The organism is Sphingomonas oleivorans (genome assembly GCF_003050615.1).
Lineage (GTDB): Bacteria > Pseudomonadota > Alphaproteobacteria > Sphingomonadales > Sphingomonadaceae > Sphingomonas_H > Sphingomonas_H oleivorans.
This window is the reverse complement of sequence record NZ_NWBU01000004.1, coordinates 871628-888344: the sequence shown is the minus strand read 5'-3', so window position 1 is coordinate 888344 and position 16717 is coordinate 871628. Positions and strand designations below refer to the sequence as shown.

Below are 16717 nucleotides of genomic sequence, written 5' to 3'. Positions count from 1 at the left end.
GTTCGTCATGCCGGCAAATGCCGGAATCCACTATTCCCGGCCCGCTCACAGGCAAGAGAGATTCCGGCGGGTGCCGGAATGACGCTGTTGGTGAGGGGGCCTAAAGCCCGAGGGCGGTTGCCGCCCAATATGTAGCACCGGCGGCGAGATAGGCCAGCCCGAACAGATAGGCGAGCGCGAACATCGGCCACCTCCAGCCATTCGTCTCGCGCCGGATCACCGCGATGGTCGAAAGACATTGCGGCGCGAAGACGAACCACATCAGGAAGGCGAGCGCGGTGGGCAGCGACCAGCGACCCCGCAGCCGTTCGACCAGCGAATGCTCGGCCTGCACCTCATCCTGGCTGTCGATCGCATAGACGGTGGCGAGTGCCGAGACGGCCACCTCGCGCGCCGCCATGGCGGGGATCAGCGCCAGCGCCATGTCATGGTTGAAGCCGATCGGGCGGACGACCGTCTCCAGCCCGGAGGCGATGCGGCCGGCGATCGAATATTCGACCTGGCTCTGCCCCGCGGGCGCCTGTGGAAAGGCGAGCAGCGCCCAGAGCGCCACCGTGACGCCCATGATGATCGTGCCCGCGCGGCGCAGGAAGACGATTGCGCGCTGCCACAGCCCGATCGCGACGTCACGCCAGACGGGGAGCTGATATTTGGGCATTTCCATGAGGAAGCCGGCATTGGCGCCGCGCGCGATGGTGCGGCGGAAGACGAGCGCGGCGAGCATCGCGCCGATGATGCCCGTGACATAGAGGCAGAACAGGACGAGGCCCTGCAGGCCGATGCCATAGCCTACGTCGCGCGCCGGGATGAAGGCGGCGATGATGACGGCATAGACCGGCAGGCGCGCCGAACAGGTCATCAGCGGCGCGATCAGGATGGTCGTCAGCCGGTGGCGCGGATCGTCGATAGTACGTGTCGCCATGATGCCGGGAATGGCGCAGGCGAAGGAGGAGAGGAGGGGGATGAAGGCCCGTCCCGACAGCCCGACGCCCGCCATCAGCCGATCCATCAGAAAGGCCGCGCGGACCATATAGCCCGACGCTTCCAGGAGCAGGATGAAGAAGAAGAGGATCAGGATCTGCGGCAGGAAGACCACCACCGAGCCGACACCGGCGATGATCCCGTCGACGATCAGCGAACGGAGGACGCCTGCCGGCAGGAGCCCCGTCACGCCTTGCTGAAGCGCCGCGAACAGATCCTCGATCCAGCCGATCGGCGCTTCGGACCAGGCGAACACCGCCTGGAACATCACGAACAGCAGCAGGCCGAGCAGGATCGGCCCGGCGACCGGATGGAGCGCCACCTTGTCGAACGCCTGCGTCCAGCGGCGCGCGCCGCCCTGTTCGGAGGTCGCGGCATGGGCGATCCGCCGCGCGCGGCGCTGGAGCTGGGCGAAATCCGGGGTCTCGACGTCGCGGGGCCGGGCGACATGGCTGCCATCGCCGATGATTTCGGCAAGCGCGTTCTTCAGGCCCTCTATGCCCCCGCGCCGGACGGCGACCGTGGGCACGACCGGCACGCCTAGCGCGCGCGACAGCGCGTCGGCATCGATCGTCAGCCCGTCGCGCTTCGCCATATCGATCATGTTGAGCGCCACCACGAGCGGCAGGCCGAGATCGATCAGTTGCAGCGTGAAGCGCAGATGATTGTCGAGATTGGTCGCATCGACGACCACGACCAGCGCGGTCGGCAGTCGCTCGCCTTCCTGCCGGCCGAAGATCACGTCGCGGGTGACGGCCTCGTCGGGGCTAGCGGGGGTCAGGCTGTAGGTGCCGGGAAGGTCGATCAGCTCGACCGGCCGGCCGTCGGGCAGCGCCATGCGGCCCGATTTCCGCTCCACCGTCACGCCCGGATAATTGCCAACCTTCTGGCGCGCGCCGGTAAGCGCGTTGAACAGCGCCGATTTGCCGGCATTGGGATTGCCGACGAGCGCAATCATCGGCGCAGGGTTCATGCTGCCTCGACGAGAATCGCAGCGGCAGTGGCGCGGCGGAGCGCGATCGTCATGCGCCCGACGCGGCAGGCGATCGGATCGAGCCCGAAAGGACCGCGATGAAGCGCCTCTACCCGCACGCCTTCGTCAAAGCCCAGTTCGCGCAGGCGCCGGGCCTCGGCCTCGCGCAGATCGGACCAGCGAATCGCAGAAATCTGGGCCAAATGGCGCAGCGGCAGTTCATCGAGGCGCACGTGCACATATCCAATGAGACGGACAATGTGCAACTGATTATCAATAACGCGAGCGAAATGCCAGTGCGGGCTTACATCGCCGGATAGCGTAGCCGGCCGAGGAAGCGGGTGGGGCTGAAATAGCGTTCTGGATGCGGCTTCAGCCGCGCCTTGAGCCGCTCGAATCGCATCACATCCTCGATGCGGCGATCGAGGAAGGCGCGCGTATCCGCCCAATGCTCGCTCTCATCGTCGAGAAAGGCGAGGAGCGTGGAGGCATAGAGGGCGGAAAGCGTGAAGCGCTTGCTGTACCAGGCGAAATCGGCTGCGCGGTCGCCCGCTCCATGCCACATCGCATCCGCCGCGCGCCAGCCGAGCCTTGTCGCCTGCGCCACATTGGTGGGCAGCGCCAATATGGCGAGCGCGCGGCGCAGCGCCTCGCGATGCGGAGCGACCATCTCTATCCGGAACAGGACGAGCGCGCGGATGCGATCGCGGATTTTCATCGTGGCGATGCGTTCGGGCGGGAAGGCTGCCGCCATCGCCCGGTCGATCGTGGCGAACCAGGCGTCGATCATCTGCACCGCGCCGCCGGGAAAGGCGAGGCGCGCGCGATCGGCAGGCACGCCGAGCTGATCGGCGGAGGCTTCGAGCGCGGCCGGGGACCAGCCGTCAAAGGCCGCATGGGTGGGCAGGATGGCGCCGAGCGCCTCGCGCAGCTCGTCGAGCGTCATGTCCTGAGGCGTCGTCATGGCGAAAGAATAGGCCGCTCGCCGCCTGAGGCAAGGGCCGATCGGCCGGGCGAGCCGGCACGACCGCAATGCATTTACGCTTTGCTGACGATTGGGCTCCTAGCCTCGGGCGCATGGCGGATATTGCGGAACGGCTTTCGGACCAGGATCAGCTCGGCGCGCTGGCGCAGAGGCTGATCGAATCGGTCTCCGCGGTACGGCTGAGCGCCGGCGAGATATCCATCGTTCGCTGGGAGCTGTGCCGGCATCTATTGGCGCAGCTTTCGGACGAGGATGAGATGCTCTATCCCGGCGTCCGGCCCGGCGGGACCATGCGGGTGAGGCAGGCGTCGTCCGCCCTGCCGCAGGACGCGGCCGGATTTTCGGAATGGCTGCGTGCCTATATGGCGATGTGGACGCCCGATCGGATCAGGCAGGATTCGGTGGGATTCTGCTCGGATACGATCCGCATCCTCGCAGCGCTGCTTCGCAGGATCGAGCGGGAGAGCAGGATCGATGCGCTGAGCCTGGCCGAGCCGTCCGCAACGTCGCCCGGCAGGATTCGGCTCGGCTGAGGAAAGGCGCCGGGCCGTCCCTGCGGCCCGGCATTTCGGATCAGGCGAAGCGTTCCTTGAGGGCGAGCATGGCGAGCGCCGCCTTGGCCGCCTCGCCACCCTTGTCCTTTTCGGTCGAGCGCGCGCGGGCGAGCGCCTGGGCTTCGTCCTCGACGGTGAGGATGCCGTTGCCGATCGGAATGCCGTCCATCGCCAGCGCCATCAGGCCGCGCGCGCTTTCGTTCGACACCACCTCGAAATGATAGGTTTCGCCGCGGATCACCACGCCGAGTGCGACGAAGGCGTCATAACGGCCCGTCTCGGCGGCAAGCGCCACCGCGCCCGGAATCTCCAGCGCGCCGGGGACGGTGATCACCTCATGCTTGTGGCCGGCTTCCTCGATCGCGGCGGTGGCGCCCTCGAGCAGCAGATCGTTCAGATGGGCGTAGAAACGGGCTTCGACGATCAGGATACGTGCCATTCATTCTTCTCCGGCGCCGGGAATCGGCCGCTCGCCGACGATCGACAGGCCATAGCCGTCGAGCGCCACCAGCGTATGATGCGAATTGGTGAGCAGGATCATGTCGTGCACGCCCAGTTCCGACAGGATCTGCGCGCCGACGCCATAATCGCGCAGCTCCGCGAGCTCGGGAATCTCGCGCACCGCCGTGCCCGCCGCGCGCGCCGCCATCACCTTGCTCAGCGTATCGCCCTGCATCGGGCGATTGATGACGACAACGACGCCCGAGCCTTCCTGCCCGATCATCTCCATCGCGCCCGACAGCAGGTTCGACCGCTCCGAAATCTCACCGAACAGGTCGGTGAAGGTGGACATGCTGTGCATGCGTACGAGTGTCGGCTTCGTGGGATCGATATGGCCCTTCACCAGCGCCACCTGCTCCGTGCCGGTGGCCTTGTTGTAGAAGGTCATGCCCGTCCATTCGCCGCCCCAGCGGCTCGTGAAGCGCAGTTCCGCGCGCTTTTCGACGAGATGGTCGTAGCGGCGGCGATAGGCGATCAGGTCGCGGATCGTGCCGATCTTGAGATTGTGGAGCTGGGCGAAGGAGACGAGATCGTCCATCCGCGCCATCGTCCCGTCATCCTTCATGATCTCGCAGATCACGCCGGAGGGGTTGAGCCCGGCCAGCCGCGCCACGTCGACCGCCGCCTCGGTATGGCCGGCGCGCACCAGCACGCCGCCCTCGCGCGCGATCAGCGGGAAGATATGGCCCGGCGTTACGATATGCTCGCGGCCCTTGGACGCATCGATCGCGACCGCGATGGTCCGCGCGCGATCGGCCGCCGAAATGCCGGTGGTGACGCCCTCGCGCGCCTCGATCGAGACGGTGAAGGCGGTTTCGTGGCGCGTGCCGTTGTTGCGGCTCATCAGATCGAGGCCGAGCTGATCGACGCGCTGCTTGGCGAGCGCGAGGCAGATCAGGCCGCGGCCATGCTTCGCCATGAAATTGATCGCATCCGGCGTCGCCATTTGCGCGGGGATGACGAGATCGCCTTCATTCTCGCGATCCTCATCGTCGACCAGGATGAACATCCGGCCGTTGCGCGCTTCGTCGATAATCTCCTCGGGCGAGGAAAGAAAGGCGTGGCGCAGGCGGGAGAGGGGGTTAGCGGGCGACATTGCGGAGCTGCTCCATCCGGCCCAGATAGCGGGCGAGGACATCGATTTCGACATGGATCGGCCGGCCGGGCTCGAGCCGGTCGAAGGTCGTCATGGCGGCGGTGTGGGGGATGATGTTGAGCCCGATCTCGGCGCCATCGGCCGTATCCGCCACGCTGTTGACGGTGAGCGAGATGCCGTCGAGCGCGATCGAGCCCTTGGGCGCGACATAGGGCGCGAGCACCTTCGGCACGGCGATGGTGAGGCGGACGGAATCGCCCTCGGGCAGGGCCGAGACGATCGTGCCGATGCCGTCGACATGGCCGGTGACGATATGGCCGCCAAGCTCGTCGCCCACCTTGAGCGCGCGTTCGAGATTGAGGCGGCTGGCGACGGACCAGATTCCGGGAGCGGTGCGCGCGACCGTTTCGGCGGAGATATCCACCGCGAACCAGCCAGGGCCCTTGTCCACCACCGTCAGGCAGGCGCCCGAACAGGAGATGGACGCGCCGAGATCGATCGTGCCCGTGTCATAGGCGGTCATGATCCGCGCGCGCAGGTCGCCGCGCTGCTCTATGGCCTCGATCGTGCCGACGTCGGTGATGATTCCGGTGAACATGGGAGCCCTATCCGCCTGTGCGCTGGCGCTCGTAGACCTCCAGCCGGTCGCTGCCAAGCATTCGCGTGTCGGCGAGCCGCCAGCGGCCATGCGCTTCGGCTAGGTCATGGAGGCCGATATCGCCGATCGCGGCGCGTCCTTCGCCGATCAGGAGGGGCGCGCGATAAAGGAGCAGCCGATCGACCAGATCCTCGCGCAGAAAGGCGGCGGCGGCGCCGGCACCGCCCTCGACCAGCAGATGATCGACATCGGCAAGCGTTGCGATCGCCTCCGGGCTCGCGATTGCCGTCCAGCCTTCGGGCGCCTCGCGGGTGCTGAGCAGCAGGCGGCGGGGCGAGCGGCCCTCCAGCCCGGCCAGGCGGACGTCGAGCCGGGGCGCATCGGCATCATAGGTTCCGCGCCCGACGAGGATCGCATCTGTGGTGGCGCGCTCGACATGGGCGTGCGCGCGGGCCTGTGCGCCGGTGATCCAGCGGCTGCGCCCGTCGGGAAGCGCGATGCGGCCGTCGAGCGAGGTAGCGAGCTTCAGCGTGACATGCGGCCGGCCGAGCATCTGCCGGCTGAGAAAGCCCGCCATGCCGCGTGCCGCCTCATGGGCGAGGAGATTTTCGGTCACGGCGATTCCTGCCGCGCGCAGCCGGGCCACGCCCAGCCCGTCGGTGCGTGGATCGGGATCGCCGAGCGCCATGACGATCCGGGCCGGCCGGGCGGCGACGAGCAGATCGGCGCAGGCGGGCCCGCGCGGCGATCGATGCGCGCAGGGCTCCAGCGTGACGTAGATGGTGGCGCCGGCGACATTGCCGGCCTGTTCCAGCGCCATCGCCTCGGCATGGGGGCGTCCGCCGGGCTGGGTCCAGCCCCGGCCGATGACGCGGCCGTCGCGGACGATCAGGCAGCCGACATTGGGATTGGGCGCGGTTCGCCCCCGGCCGCGCGCGCCGAGCGCCAGCGCCGCCGCCATCCAGCGCGCATCGTCCTCGGGCCTGCTCACATTCCGAGCTGCTTGGCCAGCCTCTGCCATTCGGCGCGCCGCTTCGCGTCCGCTATTTCCTTCTTCTTCTGATCGATCTTCTGCTGGGCGATGATCTCTTCGTCCGAACGGTTGGCGGGCCAGCTCTGAATATAGGTGATCGAGCGGCCGGGCAGGATGTTGGTGCGCGCATCCTTGATGAAACCGAGGACGATGATCACGGGCATCAATATCGCTGCCACGGCGACCAGAATCTTGTGCCGCCCCCCGCCGAGCAGGAAAAGGCGGAGATCCTTGGTGAGCGCGCGCGGAGAAGAAGGGCGGGGAAGAGCCATGGCCGCCAAGATAGGGCGGGCGGCGAGGCCGCGCTAGCCCATTGCCCGCAGCCGTTGCAGCGTGCCTTCGCGGCCGATCAGCGGCAGCAGCGTGGCCATGTCCGGGCCATGGTCGAGCCCGGTCAGTGCGCGGCGGAGCGGGAGGAAGAGGGGCTTGCCCTTGCGGCCGCTCCTCTCCTTCAGCGCGGCGGTGAGCGCCGCCCAGGGATTGGCCGACCAGTCGATGCCGGCGGCGATCTCGGCAGCGATGGCGAGATAGGCGCGATCCTCCTCCGGCGCGGGCGGTGGATCGATCGGCCCTTCGATCACGCGCCACCAGTCGGCCGCCTCCGCCACGGTCGCGATATTGGGGCGGATCGCGGCCCAGGCGGCGGCATCCATCCCGGCGGGGAGACGATCGGCGACGGCCTCATGGGGCAGGAGATGGATGATGCGGGCGTTGAGCGCCTTCAACTCGTCCAGATCGAAGCGCGCCGGAGCCCGGCCGAAGCGGGCGAAATCGAGGCCCTCGATCAGCGGCGCCATGCTTTCGACCGGCTCCACCGGATCGCTGGTGCCGAGGCGCGCAAGCAGGGCGGCGAGCGCCAAGGGCTCGATCCCCTCGCCACGGAAGGCATCGCAGCCGAGCGAGCCGAGCCGCTTGGAAAGCTTGCCCTCGCTTCCCGTCAGCAGCGCCTCATGCGCGAAGAGGGGTGGCACGGCGCCGAGCGCTGCGAACATCTGGAGCTGGAGCCCGGTATTGGTCGTATGATCCTCGCCGCGCACGACATGCGTCACGCCCATGTCGATATCGTCGATCACGCTGGGCAGCATATAGAGCCAGCTTCCGTCCTCGCGGCGGATGACGGGATCGGAGAGGAGCTTCGGATCGAGCCGCTGCTCGCCCCGAATCAGATCGTGCCAGACGATCGGCGCGTCATGATCGAGGCGGAAGCGCCAGTGCGGCCGGCGGCCCTCGGCCTCCAGCGCGACGCGATCCGTGTCGGAGAGCCGCAGTGCCGCGCGATCATAGATTGGCGGCAGGCCGCGTCCGGCGAGGATCTTGCGCTTGAGGTCCAGCTCCTGCTGCGTCTCATAGGCGGGATAGACATGGCCGCTCGCCACCAGCCTCTGAAACTGCGCCTCGTAAAGCGCGAAGCGATCGGACTGGCGATATTCCGCATCGGGCGCGAGGCCTAGCCAGGCGAGGTCCGCGCGGATCGAATCGGCGAATAAGGCAGTCGAACGCTCGGCATCCGTATCGTCGAGGCGCAGCAGGAAAAGGCCGCCCTGCCGGCGGGCATGGAGCCAGTTGTGGAGCGCGGCGCGGATGTTGCCGACATGGAGCCGGCCGGTGGGCGAAGGCGCGAAGCGGGTGATGACGGGCATGGCGCGACCCTGTAGCAGCGCAAACGGGCGCGGCAACCGCCCCCTTTCCCTCCTCGGCCACCGTCACTATGAGGCGCGCGGACGATTATGGCGGCAATGTTGGGAATTCGTGCGATGAAACTGCTGACTGGCAACTCCAATCTGCCGCTGGCGCGGGCGATAGCCGAATATCTGGAAATGCCGCTGACCGACGCGAGCGTCCGCCGTTTCGCCGACGAGGAGGTGTTCGTCGAGATTCACGAGAATGTCCGCGGCGAGGACGTGTTCGTGATCCAGTCGACCGGCTATCCGGCCAATGACAATCTGATGGAATTGCTGATCTGCATCGATGCGCTGCGCCGCGCCTCGGCCCGGCGGATCACTGCCGTCATCCCCTATTTCGGCTATGCCCGGCAGGATCGGAAGCCCGGTCCGCGCACGCCGATCTCGGCCAAGCTGGTGGCGAACCTGATCACCAAGGCGGGTGCGGACCGCGTGCTTTCGGTCGATCTCCATGCCGGCCAGATCCAGGGCTTCTTCGATATCCCGACCGACAATCTCTATGCCGCGCCGGTGATGTCGGCGGATATCCAGGCGCGTTTCGCGGGCCGCAACCTGATGGTCGTCTCGCCCGACGTGGGCGGCGTCGTCCGTGCCCGCACCCTTTCCAAGCGGCTGGACAATGCGCCGCTGGCGATCGTCGACAAGCGCCGCGAGCGGCCGGGCGAATCGGAGGTGATGAACATCATCGGCGATGTCTCCGGGCGCTTCTGCATCCTGGTCGACGATATCGTCGATTCGGCGGGCACGCTGTGCAACGCGGCTGCGGCGCTGCTCGAGGCAGGCGCGGAGGGCGTCGTCGCCTATGTCAGCCATGGCGTGCTTTCGGGTGGTGCCGTGGCGCGCGTCGAGGGATCGGCGCTGACCGAGCTTGTGATCACCGATTCGATCGGCGCGCCCGATGCGGTGAAGGACGCCAAGAAGATCCGCCTGCTGACGATCGCGCCGCTGCTCGCCGAGGCGATCACGCGCATCGCGGACGAAAGCTCGGTTTCCAGCCTGTTCGACTGAGCTTCCGGGCGGCTGGCAAAGGGAGGTGAGGGCCCGGCCCTCATTCACGGCCTTGCGCCGCGCGCGCTCCTTGCCGATGACGCCAGCATGACCGACGACGACATTCTTCTCGCGGAAAGGCTCGCCGATGCGGCGGGCGAGGCGATTCGCCCCTTCTTCCGGGCGCGCTTCGACATGGAGACCAAGGCGGATGCTTCGCCGGTGACGCAGGCGGATCGCGCCGCCGAAGCCGCGATCCGTCGCATATTGGAAGTCGAGCGCCCGGCGGACGGCATCATCGGCGAGGAATATGGCACGCTGCGCGGCGATGCGGAGCGGATCTGGGTGATCGATCCGATCGATGGCACGCGCGCCTTCATCGCCGGCCGGCCGCTCTTCGGCTGCCTGGTGGCGCTGCTCGAGCGGGGCCGGCCGGTGATCGGCGTCATCGACCAGCCGATTGCGCGCGACCGATGGGTGGGGGCCGCCGGCCGGCCGACGCTGCTCAACGGCGCGGTCGCGCGGACGCGGGCCTGCGCCGCGCTGGGCGAAGCGCATCTTGCGACGACCGGGCCCGATTATTTCCGCCCGCCCGATGGTGCTGCGTTCGGTCGGCTCGCCGCGGCGGCCTGGGGCACATTATGGGGCGGCGACTGCCATAATTATGGGCTGCTCGCGAGCGGCCATCTCGATCTCGTCGTCGAGGCGGGGCTGAAGCTCCATGATTTCGCGGCTCTCGTCCCCGTGGTCGAGGGCGCGGGCGGGCGGATGTGCGACTGGGCCGGGCGTCCGCTCGATGCGACGAGCGACGGACGGGTGATCGCCGCCGGGGATCCGGAGTTGCTGGATGCGGTGATCGCGACGCTCGGCTGAGCCGGTCAGAAGATACCGAGGAATTTCTTTTTCTTCTGCGGCTCCTGCTTCGTTTCGGCGCCAACATCCTTGCGCGGCTCGCCCTTGGTCGTGCGCTGGGCCGAGGCGCGGGCGCCGGAGAGGATGGGGCCGCAGGCAGCGGCCTTCGCATCGCCCGGATCGACGAAGGCGAGAATGGCCGCAAGGGGATTGACGGCGGCGAGGCCAAGGCCGGCGCCGCCCCGGGCCATCAGCTCCGGGCTGATCACGTCGATCCGTGGCGCCGCGAAATGGCCGCCTAGGCCGACGGGGGACTGGCCGGAGAACAGGCTGAACTTCTTGGCATCGGCGCGGAAGGCGAGATTGAGCGATTCGTCGCGGAAGCTGAAGCCGCCCCGGCCGATCATCACATTCTGGCGCGTGTCGATCAGGATAGGATCGGCCGAGGCGAGGCCCTGGCGCACGGTGAAGGCGATCAGGCCGCAATTGATCTGCACCGGCTCCGTCAGCTTCTGCTCGAACATCTTCTGGATGAAGGTGCCGATATCGATTTCCGAAAGCTGGATGTTGCGTGTCCAGAAACTGCCCTGCGGCAGGATCATGGCGATGCGCCCATTCGATGTGGCGAGCGAATCGCGCAGCGTGTCGCCCGTGCCGCGCATCTGCACGCGTGCGGAAAGCGTGCCGGTGGTGCCCGATTCCTCCGCGCCTATTCCCCGGAGCAGCCGGCCCATCGGCGTGGGCGAGAGGCGGATGTCATATTCGGTGATGACCGCCGGCACGCGCGCATTGATCGAAATGTCCGAGGCGAGATGGCCGCCGGCCACATCCATGGTGAGCGGCGAAAGCTTCAGCAGCCGATCCTCGAGATCGAGGACGAGCGCCACGTTCGACACCGGCAGGTTCGGCGCGCGGATGGTGCGCACCTGATAATCGACGTGGGCGTCGAAGCGGCTGATCGCATCGATGCGGAGCGGCGCATCGGGCAACAGCCGGATTGCGCCGCCGGTCTGGCTCACCGCCGCTGTCGGCCCCTTGGTGGCGAGCGCATTGGGGGCATAGCCGACGAACGGCCCGACATCGATGATGTCCACCTTGCGCGAGGCGAGATCGGCATCGATGAACAGCCGCTCATTGGGCATGGAGATGGTCATCCGGCCCGCCAGATCGCTATCCCCGAAAAAGCCGTTCAGCCGGGTGAAGCGCCATTCGTCATCCGCCTTGGTGAGCCTGGAGGTGAAGCGATAGCTGCGCGTGTCGGGTACGGCGACGCCGAGAAAGTCGAACAACAGGCGCAGATTGGGGCCGCGAACCATGAGGGTGAGGTCCGATCCCTCGATCTGGGTGGCGGCCGGCAAGCTGCCGTTTACATCGAGTCTCGTCGGACCGGATTGCGCATGCAGGATGAGGCTGGTGCGGCCGAAGCGCACCGTGCTGTTGGGCGTCAATATGCCGCCGCTCATCACGAACGGCTTGCCGCGCAGCGTGCCGTTCCCGGTCAGGCGGACCTGATCATTGACGATCCGCGTGCCGCCGGCCCGAATCATGTCCAGCTTCACATCGGTCAGCAGCTGGAGCTGCGGATCGCGATAGCGCACTTCCGTGCCGCTGACGGTCGCGCGGCGGATGACGGGCCATTGGAAGGGAGCGCCCTTCCGGTTCGGATCGCCGAAGGTCCATGTGTTGCGGCGCTGCGCATCCCATTCGGCATCGACCTTGCCGCCGTCGAGGATCAGCCATTCGGCGCGGCGCTTGCCGAAGATCAGCGGGATCGTCTCGATCCGCGTGTCGATATGTCTTGCCTCGAAGAAATTGGGCCGGCTCGCCCATTTCGGATTCGAGACGGTCAGGCCGTCGGCGAGAAATTTTAGGTCGATGATATTGAAATAGAATTGGAAATCGCCCGCAACGCGCACCTGCCGCTCGGTCATGCGCGAGGCGAGCGACTCGAATGCCGGCTTCAGGAAGCGGCCCTTGGTGACGAAGAGGAGGAGCCAGAGAAGGGCGATCAGGCCAAGGAGCGTGGCGAGTAGCGAAATCCCTGTGGCTAGCGTCGTGCTTATCGGATCGCGGCGAATCTGCCGATTGGCGGATGGCGCCGGCGATGCCTTATCGGGGATCGGTTGATCGGCCATGAGATGCAGCAACCGCCGGACGCGCGGCCGGTTCCTTCGCGGTTGCCAAGCGCGCATCGCTCGCCTATAGGCCCGCGCTTCCGCGATTTGATGGACTGCCCGGCCGGTATGGGCTGCCGTGGCCGTCTTCATACGTCGCAGTTCAGGAGACGAAAATGCCCAAGCTCAAGACCAAGAGCGGTGTGAAGAAGCGCTTCAAGCTCACCGCGACCGGCAAGGTGAAGCACGGCGTCGCCGGCAAGCGTCACCGGCTGATCAGCCACAATGCCAAATATATCCGCCAGAACCGCGGCACCTCCGTGCTCGCCGACGCCGATTCGCGTACGGTGAAGCTCTGGGCGCCCTACGGCCTCAACTAAGGAGGGCTTGAAATATGGCACGCGTCAAGCGCGGCGTAACCACGCACGCCAAGCACAAGCGGATCCTGGATCAGGCGAAGGGCTATTATGGCCGCCGCAAGAACACCATCCGCATCGCCCGTCAGGCCGTCGAGAAGGCGGGTCAGTACGCCTATCGCGACCGCAAGGTTAAGAAGCGGTCGTTCCGCGCGCTCTGGATCCAGCGCATCAACGCCGCCGTCCGCGCCGAAGGGCTCACCTATGGCGTGTTCATGCATGGCCTGAAGCTGGCCGGCATCGAGCTGGACCGGAAGGTGCTGGCCGACATCGCGATGCATGAGGGCGAGGCCTTCAAGGCGATCGTCGCGCAGGCCAAGGCCGCGCTGCCGGAAGGCGCGCGGGTCGCGGCCTAAACCGCACGGCCGCAAGGCTTTCGAGGGCGCGGACGGCATCGGGCCATCCGCGCCCTTTCCTTTTGTGCTCTCCATGACTTATGGCCCGCCGGCCATCCGAACAGCGGAAACGACCTTTTAGCCATGACCGACCTCGACCAACTGAAAACCGATCTGCTGGGGGAGATCGCGACCGCCACGGATCTGGCCGCGATCGAGGCGATCCGGGTGAGGGCGCTGGGCAAGCAGGGGGCGGTGACCGGCCTCTTGAAGACGCTGGGGCAGATGACGCCCGAGGAGCGGCAGGAGCAGGGCCCGCGCATCCACGGGCTGCGCGAGGCTGTGACGGCCGCGCTGGCGGCGGCCAAGACGGCGTTCGAGGCGGCCGCGCTCGATGCGCGGCTGGCGAGCGAGACGCTCGACATGAGCCTGCCCGTCATGGCCGGGCCGCAGGGATCGGTCCATCCCGTGAGCCAGGTGATGGACGAGCTGGCGGAGATATTCGCCGATCTGGGCTTCGCCGTCGCGACCGGGCCCGAGATCGAGGACGACTGGCATAATTTCACCGCGCTCAACATTCCGGAGACGCATCCGGCGCGCGCGATGCACGACACTTTCTATTTCCCCGAGGACAAGGCCCGCGACGGCCGGAAGATGCTGCTCCGCACGCATACGTCGCCGGTGCAGATCCGGACGATGACCGCGCAGGAGCCGCCGATCCGCATCATCGCGCCGGGCCGCACCTATCGTTCCGATTCGGATGCGACGCACACGCCGATGTTCCATCAGGTGGAAGGCCTCGTGATCGATCGCGGCATCCATATGGGCCATCTCAAATGGACGCTCGAAACCTTCGTGAAGGCCTATTTCGAGCGGGACGACATCGTTCTCCGGCTGCGGCCCAGCTATTTCCCCTTCACCGAGCCTTCGGCGGAGGTGGATGTCGGCTTCACCTGGGTGAACGGCAAGCGCGTGATCGGCGGCGGCGGCGATGCCGAAGGCGGCGGCTGGATGGAGATATTGGGTAGCGGAATGGTGCACCCCAAGGTGATCGCGGCCTGCGGGCTCGATCCGGAGGAGTGGCAGGGCTTCGCCTTCGGCTGCGGCATCGATCGGCTGGCGATGCTCAAATATGGCATGGACGATCTGCGCGCCTTCTTCGACGGCGATCTGCGCTGGCTCAGACATTATGGCTTCGCGGCGCTCGACGTGCCCACGCTGAGCGGAGGAGTGGGAGCATGAAGTTCACCCTTGGCTGGCTGAAGGACCATCTGGAGACCGACGCCTCGCTCGGCGAGATCGTCGCGGCGCTGACGCGCGTGGGCCTCGAGGTGGAAGGCGTGGAGGATCCCGCCGAAAGGCTGGGCGCCTTCCGCATCGCGCGCGTGCTGACTGCCGAGCGCCATCCGCAGGCGGACAAGCTTCAGGTGCTTTCCGTGGATGCGGGCGAGGGCGCGCCGCTGCAGGTGGTGTGCGGGGCGCCCAATGCGCGCGCAGGGCTTGTCGGCGTGTTCGGCGCGCCGGGAACCTATGTTCCGGGGCTCGACGTGACGCTCAAGGTCGCGGCGATCCGCGGCGTCGAGAGCCGCGGCATGATGTGCTCGATGCGCGAGCTGGAGCTGTCCGACGCGCATGAGGGCATAATCGAGCTTCCCGCCGATGCGCCGGTGGGCAAGTCCTTCGTGGAATGGGCGGAGCTCGGCGATCCGGTGATCGACGTGGCGATCACGCCCAACCGGCAGGATTGCATGGGCGTGCGGGGCATCGCGCGCGATCTGGCAGCAGCGGGGCTGGGCACGTTGAAGCCGCTCGATGTGCCCGTCATCCGGACGGAGACGCCCTCGCCGGTCGCGATCCGCACCGAGGATCCGGAGGGCTGCCCGGCCTTTTTCGGTCGCGTCGTGACGGGCGTGAAAAATGGTCCCTCGCCCGACTGGCTGGCCAAGCGGCTGACGGCGGTGGGCCAGCGGCCAATCTCGGCCCTGGTCGATATCACCAACTATATGCTGCTCGATCATGGCCGGCCGCTTCACGTCTATGATCTTGCCAAGCTTTCGGGCGGGCTGGTGGCGCGCAAGGCACGCGCCGGCGAGGAGCTCGTCGCGCTCAACGAGAAGACGTACAAGCTCACGCCCGACATGACCGTGATCGCGGACGAGGCGCGCGTGCTCGGCATCGCCGGGATCATGGGCGGCGCCTATTCGGGTGTGACCGAGGCGACGACCGACGTCCTGATCGAATGCGCCTATTTCGCGCCCGAGGCGATCGCCCGCGCGGGGCAGGCGCTGGGCCTCGCCTCCGATTCGCGGACGCGCTTCGAGCGTGGCGTCGATCCGGATTTCCTGGGCGACGGGCTGGCGATCGCGACGAAGCTGGTGACGGAACTGTGCGGGGGCCAGCCGACGGAGGTCGTCGAGGCCGGCGAGCCCCCCGCCAGCGCACGCACGCTGAAATATGATACGGGGCTGACGCTGAAGCTGGCGGGGCTCAGCGTGCCGCCGGACAGGCAGCGGATGATCCTGTCGCGGCTCGGCTTCGCGGTCGATGGCGGCTGGACGGTGCTGGTGCCGAGCTGGCGCCGCGACGTGGATGGCGTTGCCGATCTGGTCGAGGAAATCGTGCGGATCGAGGGGATCGACAAGATCCCGTCCACGCCGCTGCCGCGCGCCGAAGGCGTCGCCAAGCCCACCGCCACGCCTGCCCAGCGCATCGAGCGCGCCGCACGTCGCGCGGCTGCCGCGCGTGGGCTCAACGAGGCGGTGACGTGGAGCTTCGTGTCCGAAGCCGAGGCGGCACCCTTCGGCGGCGGCGCCTGGACGCTCGCCAATCCGATCAGCGAGGAGCTGAAGGTGATGCGGCCTTCGCTGCTGCCCGGGCTGATTGCGGCGGCGAAGCGCAATGCGGATCGCGGCGCGGCCTCGATACGGCTGTTCGAGATCGGGCGGCGCTATCTGGCCGATGGCGAGGGTGCCACGCTCGGCGTGCTGCTCGCGGGCGAACGGACCGAGCGCGACTGGCGCAGCGGCCGGGCGGTCGGCTTCGACGCCTATGACGCCAAGGCCGAGGCGGTGGCGCTGCTCGCGGCGGCGGGTGCGCCGGTCGATCGGCTGCAGGTGATGCCGGCGGTCTCGTCCGTCTACCATCCCGGTCGTTCGGGCACGCTGCGGCTGGGCCCGAAGACGATCCTCGCGGAATTTGGCGAGCTGCATCCGGCGACGGCCAAGGCCTTCGATCTGGAAGGGCCGGTCGTCGCGGCGGAACTGTTCCTCGACGCCATGCCGCAGAAGCGCGATGCCTCGCGGACGCGGGCGGCCTATGCCCCGCCGGCGCTCCAGGCGGTGCGGCGCGATTTCGCCTTGCTGATGGCGGTGGACAAGCCGGCAGACGAACTGCTCCGCGCGGTGAGGGGCGCCGACAAGGCGGCGATCACGGGCGTGAAGCTGTTCGATCTCTTCAGCGGCGCGGGCGTGCCGGAAGGCGAGAAGTCGGTGGCGATCGAGGTGACGCTCCAGCCGGGTGACAAGAGCTTCACCGATGCCGAATTGCAGGCGATTTCGGAGAAGATCGTCGCGGCGGCGGCCAAGATCGGCGCGCGGCTCCGCTCCTGATG

The 16717-nt window shown here is 67.5% G+C and carries 17 protein-coding genes; 7 read left to right on the top strand and 10 right to left on the bottom strand.

The genetic code is table 11. The features are described 5' to 3' along the window. Positions 1-100: 100 nt before the first annotated feature. From feoB to CLG96_RS04475, 3 genes are all read right to left on the bottom strand, one after another. Positions 101-1954, bottom strand: coding sequence for a ferrous iron transporter B (gene feoB / locus CLG96_RS04485; protein WP_107966590.1), 1854 nt, complete (start codon positions 1952-1954; stop codon positions 101-103). Then, positions 1951-2187 (bottom strand): FeoA family protein, encoded by a 237-nt coding sequence (locus tag CLG96_RS04480; protein ID WP_107966589.1) that lies wholly within the window; start codon positions 2185-2187, stop codon positions 1951-1953. Before CLG96_RS04480 ends, feoB begins: the two co-directional genes overlap by 4 nt. Before the next feature lie 71 nt (positions 2188-2258). Further along, complete coding sequence (locus tag CLG96_RS04475) at positions 2259-2900, bottom strand: COQ9 family protein (protein WP_423828188.1); 642 nt, start codon at positions 2898-2900, stop codon at positions 2259-2261. A 131-nt stretch (positions 2901-3031) separates the two neighbouring features. On the opposite strand from CLG96_RS04475, the gene CLG96_RS04470 reads away from it, so the two are divergent. After that, positions 3032-3472: a hypothetical protein gene (locus CLG96_RS04470; protein ID WP_107966587.1), complete on the top strand. Its 441-nt coding sequence runs from the start codon at positions 3032-3034 to the stop codon at positions 3470-3472. A 40-nt stretch (positions 3473-3512) separates the two neighbouring features. Here the strand turns inward: CLG96_RS04470 and ribH are convergent, their stop codons facing one another. The 6 genes from ribH to CLG96_RS04440 are packed head-to-tail and all read right to left on the bottom strand — an operon-like array spanning position 3513 to position 8361. After that, positions 3513-3932, bottom strand: coding sequence for a 6,7-dimethyl-8-ribityllumazine synthase (gene ribH / locus CLG96_RS04465; RefSeq protein ID WP_107966586.1), 420 nt, complete (start codon positions 3930-3932; stop codon positions 3513-3515). Continuing rightward, a complete protein-coding gene (gene ribB / locus CLG96_RS04460; protein WP_107966585.1) occupies positions 3933-5090 on the bottom strand; it encodes a 3,4-dihydroxy-2-butanone-4-phosphate synthase in 1158 nt (385 codons plus the stop codon). Further along, the gene (locus tag CLG96_RS04455; RefSeq protein ID WP_107966584.1) at positions 5077-5688 is read right to left on the bottom strand and encodes a riboflavin synthase; all 612 of its coding nucleotides are present in this window, start codon (positions 5686-5688) and stop codon (positions 5077-5079) included. The genes ribB and CLG96_RS04455 overlap by 14 nt, the downstream gene beginning before the upstream one ends. 7 nt (positions 5689-5695) lie before the next feature. Further along, positions 5696-6649, bottom strand: coding sequence for a bifunctional diaminohydroxyphosphoribosylaminopyrimidine deaminase/5-amino-6-(5-phosphoribosylamino)uracil reductase RibD (gene ribD, locus CLG96_RS04450; RefSeq protein WP_107966842.1), 954 nt, complete (start codon positions 6647-6649; stop codon positions 5696-5698). 26 nt (positions 6650-6675) lie between these two features. Beyond that, a complete protein-coding gene (locus tag CLG96_RS04445; RefSeq protein ID WP_107966583.1) occupies positions 6676-6993 on the bottom strand; it encodes a hypothetical protein in 318 nt (105 codons plus the stop codon). A 33-nt stretch (positions 6994-7026) separates the two neighbouring features. Then, positions 7027-8361, bottom strand: a complete 1335-nt coding sequence (locus tag CLG96_RS04440) for a glutamate--tRNA ligase (protein ID WP_107966582.1) — start codon at positions 8359-8361, stop codon at positions 7027-7029. Positions 8362-8475: 114 nt separating this feature from the next. Between CLG96_RS04440 and CLG96_RS04435 the strand changes: the two genes are divergently transcribed. Then, a complete protein-coding gene (locus CLG96_RS04435; RefSeq protein WP_107966581.1) occupies positions 8476-9411 on the top strand; it encodes a ribose-phosphate pyrophosphokinase in 936 nt (311 codons plus the stop codon). 87 nt (positions 9412-9498) lie between these two features. Then, positions 9499-10263, top strand: a complete 765-nt coding sequence (gene hisN, locus CLG96_RS04430; protein ID WP_107966580.1) for a histidinol-phosphatase — start codon at positions 9499-9501, stop codon at positions 10261-10263. A gap of 5 nt (positions 10264-10268) precedes the next feature. Here hisN and CLG96_RS04425 read toward each other — a convergent pair whose 3' ends face one another. After that, positions 10269-12377, bottom strand: a complete 2109-nt coding sequence (locus tag CLG96_RS04425) for an AsmA family protein (RefSeq protein WP_107966841.1) — start codon at positions 12375-12377, stop codon at positions 10269-10271. Between the two features lie 155 nt (positions 12378-12532). Between CLG96_RS04425 and rpmI the strand changes: the two genes are divergently transcribed. The 4 genes from rpmI (at position 12533) to pheT (ending at position 16715) form a co-directional block, all read left to right on the top strand. Next, positions 12533-12736, top strand: coding sequence for a 50S ribosomal protein L35 (gene rpmI, locus CLG96_RS04420; RefSeq protein WP_107966579.1), 204 nt, complete (start codon positions 12533-12535; stop codon positions 12734-12736). Positions 12737-12750: 14 nt separating this feature from the next. After that, complete coding sequence (rplT, locus tag CLG96_RS04415; RefSeq protein WP_107966578.1) at positions 12751-13128, top strand: 50S ribosomal protein L20; 378 nt, start codon at positions 12751-12753, stop codon at positions 13126-13128. Between the two features lie 123 nt (positions 13129-13251). Next, the gene (gene pheS / locus CLG96_RS04410) at positions 13252-14349 is read left to right on the top strand and encodes a phenylalanine--tRNA ligase subunit alpha (RefSeq protein ID WP_107966577.1); all 1098 of its coding nucleotides are present in this window, start codon (positions 13252-13254) and stop codon (positions 14347-14349) included. Further along, positions 14346-16715, top strand: a complete 2370-nt coding sequence (gene pheT / locus CLG96_RS04405; protein WP_107966576.1) for a phenylalanine--tRNA ligase subunit beta — start codon at positions 14346-14348, stop codon at positions 16713-16715. Before pheS ends, pheT begins: the two co-directional genes overlap by 4 nt. The last annotated feature ends 2 nt before the right edge of the window (positions 16716-16717 follow it).